The following is a 12,806-nucleotide window of genomic DNA, read 5'->3' on the forward strand; positions in this document are numbered from 1 at the left end:
CCATGTGGCGCGACGCCATCGGCCAGCAGCATGCCGCCGCCACCGGCGTGGTGCGGATCGCCTCGCTGGTGCCGTCGGTGACCGAGTTGCTGTTCGCGCTCGGGATGGCGCGGCAGATGGTGGCGCGCACCGGCTTCTGCATCCACCCGGAACCGGCCGTGCGCGCGCTGCCCAAGGTGGGCGGCACCAAGGACGTGAACGTGGCGCGCCTGCGCCAGCTGGCGCCCACGCACGTGGTGGTCAATATCGACGAGAACCGGCGCGAGACGGTGGACGAGATCCGCAGCTTCGTGCCCAACGTGATCGTCACCCATCCGTGCGCGCCGGAGGACAATTTCGGGCTGTACCGGCTGCTGGGCGGCATCTTCGGCTGCCATGCCGAGGCCGAGGCGCTGTGCACGGCGCTGCAGCTGCAGCTCGATGCGATCCGCGTGCGGCCATGGCCGGCGCGCCGCGTGCTGTACGCGATCTGGCAGGACCCGTGGATGACGGTGTCGCGCGACACCTATATCAGCCGCATGCTGGCGCTGGCCAACTGGCAGACCTGGCCTGGCGGCAACGACCTGCAGGCCTGCGCGGGAGGCGACTGCAGCCGGCCCAATGCGCCCGGCGAGCGCTATCCCAGCTTCCGCTGGAGCGACGCGCTGGTGCGCGAGCTCGACCTGGTGCTGCTGTCGACCGAGCCCTACCGCTTTACCGAAGACCACGCCGATGCGCTCGAGCGCCAGCTCGGCAAGCCGGTGCTGCTGGTCGACGGCGAGATGCTGTCCTGGTACGGCAGCCGGGCCGTCGACGGGGTGCGCTACCTGGCGGCGCTGGCGGCCGCCAACTGAGGCAGGTCAGGCGGCGCGGAAGCGGATCACGCCGTCGTCGCCGGTTTCGCGCACCAGCTCGCCGCGGTGCCACAGGCAGTGCAGGTGGGCCAGCGATTCGCCCATGGCGAAGGTCATCTGGTGGATGTCGAACTGGCGCTTGAAGATCACGCTGACGATGTCGTGGGCGCTGCAGGCCTTCTCGCGGCACGCTTCGAGCGTTTCGGCGAGGCGGTCGGCATGGTGCTCGCGCAGCTGCGTGATGCGGGTATGCAGGTTGCGGAAGGGGCGGCCGTGCGACGGCAGGATCAGCACGTCCTGCGGCAGCGGCTCGTACTTGCCGAGCGAATCCAGGTAGAGCTGCAGCGAATTGCCCTCGGGCTCCATGTCGAACACGCTGACATTGGTCGAGATGCGCGGCAGCACCATGTCGCCGGAGATCAGCACGTTGGTGGCCGCGTTATACAGCGCCACATGCTCGGGCGAATGGCCGAAGCCGGTGATCACGCGCCAGCCCGAGGTGGCGGGCTCGGTGCCGATGCGCACCGTCTCGCCCTCCATCAGGCGGCGGTACTGCGCCGGCAGTTCCGGCACCAGCGACGGGTAGTAGGTCTTGCGCGCGCGCAGCTTCTCCTGGCTGTCGGCATCGGTCAGGCCATGCAGCGCGAAATGCGCGGCGGCGGCGTCGCCGCCCGCGCTGGAGCCGGCACCGGTGCCGCTGCCCATCACGCGCGCGCTCATGTAGTCGCCCAGGCTCATCCACAGCCGCACGCCGAAGCGCCGGCACAGCCAGTGCGCCAGCCCGACGTGGTCCGGATGGCTGTGCGTGACCAGCACGCGCACCACCGGCAAGCCTTCCAGCTCATTGGCGAAGACCGTTTCCCAGTGGCCCTTGATGACATCGTTGGTGATGCCGCAGTCGATGATGGTCCAGCCCTCGCGTCCGTCCAGGCGGTCGCGCAGCAGCCACAGGTTGATATGGTCGAGCGCGAACGGCAGCGGCATGCGCAGCCAGTAGACGCCGGGGGCGACTTCCTGCTTGGCGCCGGGCGCGGGCATGGTGTCGCCGAACGGGTATTGGAGCTGGTGTTCGAGTGCGTTCATGAGGAGTCTCGTGGTCGAAGCCTGGCGGCGGGGCGCGGGCTTTCTCGTTCTGCCGGCACGTCCCCGAGCATGCGCAGGGGCGTGCAAGCACTGGTTGCCAGCCGATCTGGTTGACGCTAACGTAAACGTCAACCATACGGGTTCGTTTCCATCTTAAGCGAAAACTTGACTTCGCAACGAACGACCGTTCACTTTCTTTGGGCAAGCCATGTCAGCAACGCCAGCGGCGGCTTCCGCCACCTACACCATTACCGATCTCGCGCGCGAATTCGACGTCACGCCGCGCGCCATCCGCTTCTATGAGGACCAGGGCCTGCTGTCGCCGGAGCGCGAGGGGCCGGGCGGGCGCAAGCGCGTCTACAACGGCCGCGAGCGGACCCGGCTGAAGCTGACCCTCCGTGGCAAAAGGTTGGGGCTTACTCTCAATGAGATCCGCGAGATTCTTGACCTTTATGAATCTCCGCGCGATACCGCCCCGCAACTGGACCGCTTCCTGCACGCGCTCGCGGCACACCGCCACACGCTCGAGCGCCAGATGGAAGACCTGCAGGCGCAACTGGCCGAGATCGACCAGCATGAGCGCCAGTGCAGGGCGCTGCTGGCGGCGCAGTCCGGCGACAAGCCCGCGGCCGTGTCAGGCGAGGATGGACCGGACCGGAGCCATGCCGCCTGAGCGCCACTTCCACGCGCCTCCGTGCGATCGGGCATTGACGTTTACGTAAACGTAAATAGAATAGCCGGACAGCGTGCACGCCGTGCGCTGTCCGTTCAACCAGGCCCCACACCGGAACCCTGTCATGACTGCCTCCATCGCCCGTGCCATGCCCGCCGAACCGGAGCCGCTGTCCGCCGCGCGGGCCGACGCCATTGCCACCAGTTTCTCGCGCCAGGGGCTGATGCGGACCTTTGGGGCCTCGCTCGCGCGCGTGCAGCGCGGCGAGGTGGAGCTGGCGATGCCGTGGTCCGAGGGCGTGACCCAGCAGCACGGCTTTTTCCACGGCGGCGTGGTCGGCGCGCTGGCCGACAGCGCCTGCGGCTATGCCGCGCTGACGCTGGTGGGCGACGATGAGGCTGGCCTGACCGCCGAATACAAGATCAACCTGCTGTCCCCGGCCCAGGGCGAACGCCTGGTGGCGGTGGGGCGGGTGCTCAAGCCCGGGCGCACGCTGATCGTGGCGCAGGGCGATGTCTACGTCGAGCAGGACCGCCGCCGCAAACAGGTGGCGACCATGCTGATGACGCTGTGCGTGGTCAAGACACTGGGCCACGTCTGAACCGATGGATCCGGCAACCCCGGGACAACACGACACACACCGATTCCTACAGGAGACCACCATGACTGAACTGCCAGGCCTGAAATTCGATCTGGGCGAAGACATCGAGATGCTGCGCAGCGCCGTGCGCGACTGGGCCCAGGCCGAACTGGCCCCGCGCGCGGGCGAGATCGATCGCACCGACCAGTTCCCGATGGACGCCTGGAAGAAGATGGGCGACCTCGGCGTGCTCGGCATCACCGTGGCCGAGGAATACGGCGGCGCCAACATGGGGTACCTGGCCCACATGATCGCGATGGAGGAAATCAGCCGCGCCTCGGCCTCGGTCGGGCTGTCGTACGGTGCGCATTCCAACCTGTGCGTGAACCAGATCCACCGCAACGGCACGCCGGCGCAAAAGGCAAAGTACCTGCCCAAGCTGGTCTCGGGCGAGTGGATCGGCGCGCTGGCGATGAGCGAGCCCAACGCCGGCTCGGACGTGGTCAGCATGAAGCTGCGTGCCGAGCGCAAGGGCGACCGCTACGTGCTCAACGGCACCAAGATGTGGATTACCAACGGCCCGGACTGCGACGTGCTGGTGGTCTACGCCAAGACCGAGCCCGAGCTGGGCGCGCGCGGCATGACCGCGTTTATCGTCGAGAAGGGCATGAAGGGCTTCTCGGTGGCGCAGAAGCTCGACAAGCTCGGCATGCGCGGCTCGCACACCGGCGAACTGGTGTTCGAGGACGTGGAAGTCCCCGCCGAGAACATCCTCGGCGCCGAGAACGGCGGCGCCAGGGTGCTGATGAGCGGCCTGGACTATGAACGCGCGGTGCTGTCGGGCGGCCCGGTCGGCATCATGCAGGCCTGCATGGACGTGGTCACGCCGTATATCCACGACCGCAAGCAGTTCGGCCAGAGCATCGGCGAATTCCAGCTGATCCAGGGCAAGGTGGCCGACATGTACACCACGCTGCAGGCGGCGCGCAGCTACCTGTACACGGTCGGCAAGAACCTCGACGCGCTCGGCAGCGACCACGTGCGCCAGGTGCGCAAGGACTGCGCCGCGGTGATCCTGTACACGGCCGAAAAGGCCACGTGGATGGCAGGCGAGACCGTGCAGATCCTGGGCGGCAACGGCTATATCAACGAATACCCGGCCGGCCGGCTGTGGCGCGATGCCAAGCTGTACGAGATCGGCGCCGGCACCTCGGAGATCCGCCGCATGCTGATCGGCCGCGAACTGTTCGCGGAAACCATGTAAGCGGCAGCGCCGGCGACCAGGCGGGGCGCCGAAATCACCCGGAGCCCCCGCCCGAACCCCATTACAATCTCAATACCCGTTACAACACCCTCACGCTGTACTGCCTCCGGCCCCCGTCGACCCATGTCCCACTTCCCCAAACTGCTCTCCTCGCAGATTGCCTACGATGTGGCGAGAACCATGCTCGACGGGTTCGACAAGCACTACCGCCTGTTCCGCGAGGTCAGCCACCAGGCCAAGCTGAAGTTCGAGGCCGGGGACTGGCACGGGCTGCAGCAGATTCAGCGCGACCGCATCGCCTTCTATAACGAGCGCGTGCGCGAGTCGAGCGTGATCCTGGAAGACGAGTACGACGCCGAGAACATCGACGACGAGATCTGGCAGCAGATCAAGCTGCACTACATCGGGCTGCTGACCAACCACCACCAGCCCGAGCTGGCCGAGACCTTCTTCAACTCGGTGTGCACGCGCATCCTGCACCGCTCGTATTTCAACAACGATTTCATCTTCGTGCGCCCGGCGATCTCGACCGAGTACATCGAGAACGAAGAATCGCCCACGCGCCCGACCTTCCGCGCGTACTACCCGGGCAGCCGCGAAGGCATGGCCGCGTGCTTCGAGCGCATCGTCCACAACTTCCAGCTCGAGCGCCCGTTCGAGGACCTGCAGCGCGACATCGGCTACGTGGTGCGCGCCGTCAGCGAGCATTTCGGCGACCTGCGCATCGCGCCGAATTTCCAGGTCCATACGCTGTCGTCGCTGTTCTTCCGCAACAAGGCCGCCTTCATCATCGGCCGCATCGTCAACGGCGACCGCACCTTCCCGCTGGCGATCCCGATCCTGCATGGCCCGGGCGGCAAGCTGATGCTCGACACGGTGCTGCTGAAGAAGGAACAGCTGCTGATCCTGTTCTCGTTCACGCACTCCTACTTCATGGTCGACATGGAGATTCCGTCGGCCTACGTGACCTTCCTGCGCGACATCATGCCGCGCAAGCCGCGCGCCGAGATCTATACCTCGCTGGGTTTGCAGAAGCAGGGCAAGAACCTGTTCTACCGCGATTTCCTGCACCACCTGCAGCATTCGTCGGACCGCTTCATCATCGCGCCTGGCATCCGCGGGCTGGTGATGCTGGTGTTCACGCTGCCGTCGTACCCGTACGTGTTCAAGGTGATCCGCGATTTTATTCCGGCACCCAAGGAAACCACGCGCGAGCTGGTCAAGTCGAAGTACCAGCTGGTCAAGCAACACGACCGCGTCGGCCGCATGGCCGATACGCTGGAATACTCCGACGTGGCCTTCCCGCTGTCGCGCTTCGACGAGGCGCTGGTGCGCGAGTTCGAGCAGAACGCGCCCTCGATGATCGAATACCAGCGTGCCAAGGACGGCGGCGAAGAGATCGTGGTGCGCCATGTCTATATCGAGCGCCGCATGACGCCGCTGAACATCTACCTGCAAGAGGGTTCCGACGAGCAGGTCGAGCATGGCGTGCTGGAGTATGGCAATGCCATCAAGGAACTGATGGCCGCGAACATCTTCCCGGGCGACATGCTGTACAAGAACTTCGGCGTCACGCGCCACGGCCGCGTGGTGTTCTACGACTACGACGAGATCGAGTACCTGACCGATTGCAACATCCGCCACGTGCCGCAGCCGCGCAACGAGGAAGAGGAGATGTCGGGCGAGGTCTGGTACACCGTGCGTCCGCACGACATCTTTCCCGAGACCTTCCGCACCTTCCTGCTCGGCGACCCGCGCGTACGCGCGGCGTTCCTGCGCCACCATGCGGATTTTTTTGACCCTGCCATGTGGCAGAGCCACAAGGACCGGCTGCTGGCCGGACATGTCCATGACTTCTTTGCCTATCACGCTTCAGACCGATTCATCCACCGTTACGGCGCTGCACCCGCGCTGTCCGACGCACTGCCGGCCGCTGGCCCTGCAAGGAGAGTCGCATGAATGACGCCATCGCCCAGCTGTTCCGCAACAACCGCGACTGGGTCGACCGCGTCAACGCGGAAGACCCCGCCTTCTTCACCCGCCTGGCCAACCAGCAGGCGCCGGAGTACCTGTGGATCGGCTGCTCCGATTCGCGCGTGCCGGCCAATCAGATTCTGGGCCTGGCCCCGGGCGAGGTCTTTGTCCACCGCAACATCGCCAACGTGATCGCGCACAGCGACCTGAACGCGCTGTCGGTGATCCAGTTCGCGGTGGAAGTGCTCAAGGTGCGCCATATCACCGTGGTGGGCCACTACGGCTGCGGCGGCGTCAAGGTTGCGCTCAAGCGCGAGCGCATCGGCCTGGCCGACAACTGGCTGCGCCATGTGCGCGACGTGGCCGACAAGCATGAGTCCTACCTCGGCACCATCCTGCGCGAGGAAGACGCCCACACCCGGCTGTGCGAGCTCAACGTGATAGAGCAGGTCAACAACGTCTGCCAGACCACCGTGATCCAGGACGCCTGGGACCGCGGCCAGGCCATCACCGTGCACGGCTGGATCTACGGCGTGTCCGACGGCCTGCTGCGCGACCTCGGCATGGCTGCCAGCAACAACGACGAGCTGCACGAGCAGCTGGCCGCGGCTTACCGCCAGTACGGCGATCCGCCGCAGGCGTCGATCCGCTGACGCCTTTATCCGATACCACTTACGCCTACCTACCGATCCAGGAGACCCGACATGGAAGAGATCGTCATCGTTTCAGCCGCCCGCACGCCGATGGCTGCGTTCCAAAGCGAATTCGCCAGCGTCACCGCGCCGCAACTGGGCGCCACCGCCATCCGCGCCGCGGTCGAGCGCGCCGGCCTGAAGCCGGAACAGGTGGAGGAAGTGGTGTTCGGCTGCGTGCTGCCCGCCGGCCAGGGCCAGGCGCCGGCACGCCAGGCCGCACTCGGCGCAGGCTTGCCGCTGGCCACGGGCTGCACCACCGTCAACAAGATGTGCGGCTCGGGCATGCGCGCGGCGATGACCGTCTATGACGGCCTGATCGCCGGCTCGTTCGACATCGCGATCGCCGGCGGCATGGAAAGCATGACCAACGCGCCGTACCTGATCCCGAAGGGCCGCGGCGGCTACCGCATCGGCCACGGCATGATCTACGACCACATGATGCTGGACGGCCTCGAAGACGCGTACGACAAGGGCCGCGCCATGGGCACCTTCGGCGAGGACTGTGCCGCCAAGTACGGTTTCACGCGCCAGCAGCAGGACGAGTTCGCGATGGAAAGCGTGCGCCGCGCGCAGCAGGCCACCGAGAATGGCGATTTCCGCTGGGAGATCGCGCCGGTAACGGTATCGGGCAAGGGTGGCGACACGGTGATCGACACCGACGAAGGCCCGCGCCGCATCAAGCTCGACAAGATCCCGTCCCTCAAGCCCGCCTTTGCCAAGGACGGCACCATCACCGCGGCCTCGTCGTCGTCGATCAACGACGGCGCCGCGGCGCTGGTAATGATGCGCGCCTCGACCGCGCAGCAGCTGGGCCTGCAGCCGATCGCCCGCATGCTGGGCCACACCACGCATGCGCAGGCGCCGGGCTGGTTCACCACCGCGCCAGTCGAGGCCATCGCCAAGCTGTACCGCAAGCTGGACTGGACCACCGACAGCGTCGACCTGTTCGAGATCAACGAGGCCTTTGCCGTGGTGCCGATGGCGGCGATGCACGATCTCAAGATCCCGCGCGACAAGGTCAATATCCACGGCGGCGCCTGCGCGCTGGGGCACCCGATCGGCGCCTCGGGCGCGCGCATCATGACCACGCTGATCGGCGCGCTGCGCAAGACCGGCGGCAAGCGCGGCGTGGCCAGCCTGTGCATAGGTGGCGGTGAGGCGACGGCGGTGGGTATCGAGATCGTCTGACCCCACCGAGCATGTTCCTCCCCTCTCCCGCTAGCGGGAGAGGGGCCGGGGGAGCAACCACGAACAATCGATCAACCACCGCCTCAGGAGCCACCCTTGCCAACCGCCCTCATCCTCGGTGCCTCGCGCGGCATCGGCCTTGAATTCGTGCGCCAGTACCGTGCCGACGGCTGGCGCGTCATCGCGGCGGCGCGCACGCCCGAAGGCGTGGGCGCGCTGCAGGCGCTCGGTGCCGAAGCGCACCAGGCCGACCTGGCCGATGCCGGCGCGGTGGCCGGCCTGGGCTGGAAGCTCGACGGCGAGGCGCTCGACGTGGCGGTCTACAACGCCGGCGTGATGGGCCCGCGCAGCGAAAGCGCGCAGCCGGTCACGCCGCCGGAGTTCGACCGCGTCATGCATGTCAACGTGCTGGGGCCGATGATGGCGCTGCCGCTGCTGCTGCCCTATGTCGAGGCCGGGCAGTCCGGCCACGGCGGCGTGCTGGCGGTGCTGTCGTCGCGCATGGGCAGCATCGGCGCGATGGAGCACAGCACCAGCTGGCTGTACCGCGTCAGCAAGGCGGGCGCTAACGCCGCGCTGCGCGCGGTGTCGCTGGATGCGCGCCATGCCACCTGCGTCGCGCTGCATCCCGGCTGGGTCAAGACCGACATGGGCGGCCAGGAAGCCGACCTGACCGTGCAGCAGAGCGTCAAGGGCATGCGCCAGGTGCTGGCCAGCGTCAAGCGGCGCGACAACGGCACCTTCCACAACTACGACGGCACGCCCATCCCCTGGTAAGGGCGCCCCGCACACTGGATCACCGAACCGACATGCTGCTGACCCCCGAACAGGAAATGATCCGCGACGCCGTGCGCCAGTTCGCGCAGGAAGTGATCGCGCCGCAGGCCGCGCAGTGGGACCGCGACAAGACCTTCCCCAAGGCCGTGCACCGCGAGCTGGCCGCGCTGGGTGCGTATGGCGTGGCGGTGCCGGAGGAATACGGCGGCGCCGGGCTCGACTACCTGTCACTGGCGCTGATCCTCGAAGAGATCGCGGCGGGCGACGGCGGCACTTCCACCGTCATCAGCGTCAACAACTGCCCCGTGTGCAGCATGCTGATGTCGTTCGCCAGCGAGGCGCAGAAGCAGCAGTGGCTGGTGCCGCTGGCGCGCGGCGAGATGCTGGGCGCGTTCTGCCTGACCGAGCCGCACGTGGGCTCGGACGCGTCGGCGCTGCGCACCAGCGCGGTCCGCGACGGCGACCACTACGTGCTCAACGGCGTCAAGCAGTTCATCACCAGCGGGCAGAACGCCGACGTGGCGATCGTGCTGGCGGTGACCGACAAGGCCGCCGGCAAGCGCGGCATCAGCGCCTTCATCGTCCCGACCTCGACCCCGGGCTACGTGGTGGCGCGGCTTGAAGACAAGCTCGGCCAGCATTCGTCGGACACCGCGCAGATCCTGTTCGAAGACTGCCGGGTGCCGGCAGCCAACCTGCTCGGCGACGAGGGTGGCGGCTACAAGATGGCGCTGTCGGGGCTGGAGGGCGGGCGCATCGGCATCGCCTCGCAGAGCATCGGCATGGCGCGCGCCGCGTTCGAGGCGGCGCTGGCGTATGCCAAGGAACGCGAGAGTTTCGGTCAGCCCCTGTTCCAGCACCAGGCGGTGCAGTTCCGGCTGGCCGAGATGGCCACGCGCATCGACGTGGCGCGCCAGATGGTGTGGCACGCCGCCACGCTGCGCGATGCCGGCCGCCCGTGCCTGAAGGAAGCGGCGATGGCCAAGCTCTTCGCCAGCGAGATGGCCGAGCGGGTCTGCTCGGACGCGATCCAGGTATTCGGCGGCTACGGCTATGTCAGCGACTTCCCGGTGGAGCGCATCTACCGCGACGTGCGCGTGTGCCAGATCTACGAGGGCACCAGCGACATCCAGAAGATCCTGATCGCGCGCGCGCTGGCCTAGGCCCGGCATTTGCGCGTACGATGAGCAGGCGTGCCGCGCATACGCCACGCCTTCCCGCCACCGGACCTGCCACCACAAGAAGAAGGCCCCGACATGACCGCAGCGATCGACTTCTACTTTGATTTCTCTTCGCCGTACGGCTACTTTGCCAGCACCCGCATCGACGACCTGGCGCAGAAGTACGGGCGCAACGTTGCCTGGCATCCGATCCTGCTTGGCGTGGTATTCAAGACCACCGGCGCGTCGCCGCTGCCGCAGCTGCCGCTCAAGGGCGACTACGCCTGGCGCGACTTCGAACGCACCGCGCGCTTCCACGGCATCGACTACAAGCGGCCCACGCATTTCCCGCTGCCGACCACGCATGCCGCGCGCGCCATGCTGTGGCTGCAGAACCATCACGGCGACGACCTGGCCGCGGCTTTCGCCCGGTCGGTGTACCGTGCGCTGTTCGTCGACGACATCAATATCGCCGAGCCGGCCGAGATCATGAAGCTGGCCGAGCCGCTGGGCGTGGACGTGCAGGCGCTGGATGCCGGCGCCACCAGCTACCAGATCAAGGACCAGCTCAAGGCCGAGATCGAGGTGGCGATGGCCAAGGGCGTGTTCGGCTCGCCCTTCGTCATTATCGACGGCGAGCCGTTCTGGGGCTTCGACCGCTTCGACCAGGTCGAGGCCCACCTGAAGAGCCGCCGCCAGACCGAGCTACGGGCCGTGCCCAACCCCGATACCAAGGAAAAGAAACCCGCATGACTGCAGTAAACCGTGGCCATTCCGGCCGATTCGATTGTGTGATCTTCGATTGCGACGGCGTGCTCGTCGACAGCGAGCCGATCGTCAATCGCGTGCTCAACCAGATGCTGAACGAGCTCGGCATCGAGATCTCGCTGGAAGACTCCACGCGGCTGTTCCTGGGCCGCGCGGTGCGCGAGGAGCTGGACATGATCGAACGCATGCGCGGCGCGCCGCTGCCGGAGAACTGGCTGTCGACCTGGCTGGCCCGCCGCAACGCGGTGCTGGAACAAGAGGTCGCGGCGGTGGCGCATGTGCGCGAGGCCATCGGCGCGGTCGCCGCCACCGGCATGCCGGTGTGCGTGGCCTCGGGCGCGGACCGCGTCAAGGTCAAGCTGCAGCTGACCAAGACCGGGCTGGTCGAGCTGTTCCAGCAGGATGAGCGCGAGCATATCTTCTCGGCGACCGAGGTGGCGCGCAGCAAGCCCGCGCCGGACGTGTACCTGCTGGCCGCGCGCACCATGGGCGTTGAACCCGCGCGCTGTGCCGTGGTGGAAGACAGCCCGACCGGCGTGACCGCGGGCGTGGCCGCCGGCATGACGGTGTTCGGCTACGCCGCGCGCAATGATGCGGCGCAGCTGCGCGAGGCCGGCGCACGCATCATCTTCACCGATATGCGCGAGCTGCCGGAGCTGGTGGCATGACGGCCAACGCGGCACGCCGCCTGCCCAAGGCCGGACCGGTGCCGTGCCCGTGCGGCAACGCGGACTACGCCGCCTGCTGTGGCCGCTTTCACCGCGGCGAGGCGCTGCCGCCCAATGCCGAGGCGCTGATGCGCTCGCGCTACAGCGCCTATGTGCTGAACGACATGGACTGGCTGCGGCAAACCTGGCATGCATCGACCTGCCCGGCCGACCTGGTGCCGGACACGGCGGTGCGCTGGCTGGGGCTGACGGTCAAGGCCCATGCGCAGCAGGACGACACGCATGCCGAAGTGGAATTCGTGGCGCGCTACAAGGTGGGCGGGCGCGCGTGGAGGCTGCATGAGCGCAGCCGCTTTGTGCGCGAGGCGCGCGCACCGGGCGAAGCGCCGCGCTGGCTTTATCTGGATGGCGACATCATCGGAGAGACCCCATGAGCATCGACAAGCGCGCCGCGCCTGAGTACCTGCTGTATTGCTTTGCCCAGTCCGGCAATGCCTACAAGGTGGCGCTGCTGCTGGAGACCGTTGGCGTGCAGCGGGGCCAGCAGTCACAACAGTCGCAGCAGCCACATCAGCCACTATGGCAGCCGCGCTTTGTCGATTTCTTCAACGGCGAGACCCGTACCCCGGAATACCGCGCCATCAACGTGATGGGCGAGGTGCCGGTGCTGGAGTTCGGCGACCAGCGGCTGTCGCAGTCGGGCGCCATCCTCGAGACGCTGGCCACGCGCCTGGATGCGTTCGGCGCGCGCAATGAAGCCGAGCGCGCCGAGGTGCTGCGCTGGCTGCTGTTCGACAACCACAAGTTCACCTCGTACACCGCCACCTACCGTTTCATGCGCACCTTTGCCAGCGCCCCCGACCCCGCCGTGCTGGAATTCTTCCGCGCGCGCTGCGAAGGCGCATGGAACGTGCTCAACGCGCACCTGGCCGGGCGCGACTTCGTGCTGGGCGAGCGCACCACCATCGCCGACTTCTCGCTGGCGGGCTACGTCTTCTTCGATGACGAGATCGGCGTGCACTGGCGCAAGGAATATCCGCATATCCACGCCTGGACCGAGCGCCTGCGCGCATTGCCGGGATGGAAGCATCCCTATGACCTGATGCCCGGGCATCCGTTGCCCAAGGCCGCCGGCTGAGCCCT

At 67.1% G+C, this 12,806-nt stretch carries 14 protein-coding genes; 13 read left to right on the top strand and 1 reads right to left on the bottom strand.

What is annotated here, in order from left to right:
- The first annotated feature begins 2 nt into the window (after positions 1 to 2).
- On the top strand, positions 3 to 833 hold the full coding sequence (locus ACOCMH_RS17445) for a helical backbone metal receptor (protein WP_427312268.1): 831 nt from the start codon (positions 3 to 5) through the stop codon (positions 831 to 833).
- Positions 834 to 839: 6 nt separating this feature from the next.
- On the opposite strand, the gene ACOCMH_RS17450 is transcribed toward ACOCMH_RS17445, so the two are convergent.
- The gene (locus tag ACOCMH_RS17450; RefSeq protein ID WP_427312269.1) at positions 840 to 1,916 is read right to left on the bottom strand and encodes an MBL fold metallo-hydrolase; all 1,077 of its coding nucleotides are present in this window, start codon (positions 1,914 to 1,916) and stop codon (positions 840 to 842) included.
- A gap of 208 nt (positions 1,917 to 2,124) precedes the next feature.
- On the opposite strand from ACOCMH_RS17450, the gene ACOCMH_RS17455 reads away from it, so the two are divergent.
- From ACOCMH_RS17455 to ACOCMH_RS17510, 12 genes are all read left to right on the top strand, one after another.
- On the top strand, positions 2,125 to 2,589 hold the full coding sequence (locus tag ACOCMH_RS17455; protein WP_427312270.1) for a MerR family transcriptional regulator: 465 nt from the start codon (positions 2,125 to 2,127) through the stop codon (positions 2,587 to 2,589).
- A gap of 124 nt (positions 2,590 to 2,713) precedes the next feature.
- Positions 2,714 to 3,190 (top strand): PaaI family thioesterase, encoded by a 477-nt coding sequence (locus tag ACOCMH_RS17460; RefSeq protein ID WP_427312271.1) that lies wholly within the window; start codon positions 2,714 to 2,716, stop codon positions 3,188 to 3,190.
- 61 nt (positions 3,191 to 3,251) lie between these two features.
- On the top strand, positions 3,252 to 4,433 hold the full coding sequence (locus tag ACOCMH_RS17465; RefSeq protein ID WP_427312272.1) for an isovaleryl-CoA dehydrogenase: 1,182 nt from the start codon (positions 3,252 to 3,254) through the stop codon (positions 4,431 to 4,433).
- A 123-nt stretch (positions 4,434 to 4,556) separates the two neighbouring features.
- A complete protein-coding gene (gene aceK / locus ACOCMH_RS17470) occupies positions 4,557 to 6,392 on the top strand; it encodes a bifunctional isocitrate dehydrogenase kinase/phosphatase (RefSeq protein ID WP_427312273.1) in 1,836 nt (611 codons plus the stop codon).
- On the top strand, positions 6,389 to 7,060 hold the full coding sequence (gene can, locus ACOCMH_RS17475) for a carbonate dehydratase (protein ID WP_427312274.1): 672 nt from the start codon (positions 6,389 to 6,391) through the stop codon (positions 7,058 to 7,060). Before aceK ends, can begins: the two co-directional genes overlap by 4 nt.
- A gap of 51 nt (positions 7,061 to 7,111) precedes the next feature.
- A complete protein-coding gene (locus ACOCMH_RS17480; protein WP_427312275.1) occupies positions 7,112 to 8,290 on the top strand; it encodes an acetyl-CoA C-acetyltransferase in 1,179 nt (392 codons plus the stop codon).
- A gap of 96 nt (positions 8,291 to 8,386) precedes the next feature.
- Entirely contained in the window at positions 8,387 to 9,067 is a 681-nt protein-coding gene (locus tag ACOCMH_RS17485; protein ID WP_427312276.1) for an SDR family oxidoreductase, read from the top strand.
- 32 nt (positions 9,068 to 9,099) lie between these two features.
- Entirely contained in the window at positions 9,100 to 10,230 is a 1,131-nt protein-coding gene (locus ACOCMH_RS17490) for an acyl-CoA dehydrogenase family protein (protein ID WP_427312277.1), read from the top strand.
- Positions 10,231 to 10,323: 93 nt separating this feature from the next.
- On the top strand, positions 10,324 to 10,980 hold the full coding sequence (locus ACOCMH_RS17495; RefSeq protein WP_427312278.1) for a 2-hydroxychromene-2-carboxylate isomerase: 657 nt from the start codon (positions 10,324 to 10,326) through the stop codon (positions 10,978 to 10,980).
- The gene (locus tag ACOCMH_RS17500) at positions 10,977 to 11,663 is read left to right on the top strand and encodes an HAD family hydrolase (RefSeq protein ID WP_427312279.1); all 687 of its coding nucleotides are present in this window, start codon (positions 10,977 to 10,979) and stop codon (positions 11,661 to 11,663) included. Before ACOCMH_RS17495 ends, ACOCMH_RS17500 begins: the two co-directional genes overlap by 4 nt.
- Positions 11,660 to 12,097 (top strand): YchJ family protein, encoded by a 438-nt coding sequence (locus tag ACOCMH_RS17505; RefSeq protein WP_427312280.1) that lies wholly within the window; start codon positions 11,660 to 11,662, stop codon positions 12,095 to 12,097. The genes ACOCMH_RS17500 and ACOCMH_RS17505 overlap by 4 nt, the downstream gene beginning before the upstream one ends.
- Positions 12,094 to 12,801 carry a glutathione S-transferase family protein gene (locus tag ACOCMH_RS17510; protein ID WP_427312281.1) on the top strand — a complete coding sequence of 236 codons (708 nt, stop codon included), beginning with the start codon at positions 12,094 to 12,096 and terminating at the stop codon, positions 12,799 to 12,801. Before ACOCMH_RS17505 ends, ACOCMH_RS17510 begins: the two co-directional genes overlap by 4 nt.
- Positions 12,802 to 12,806 lie beyond the last annotated feature (5 nt).

It is taken from the genome of Cupriavidus sp. H39 (assembly GCF_050271075.1).
Lineage (GTDB): Bacteria > Pseudomonadota > Gammaproteobacteria > Burkholderiales > Burkholderiaceae > Cupriavidus > Cupriavidus necator_B.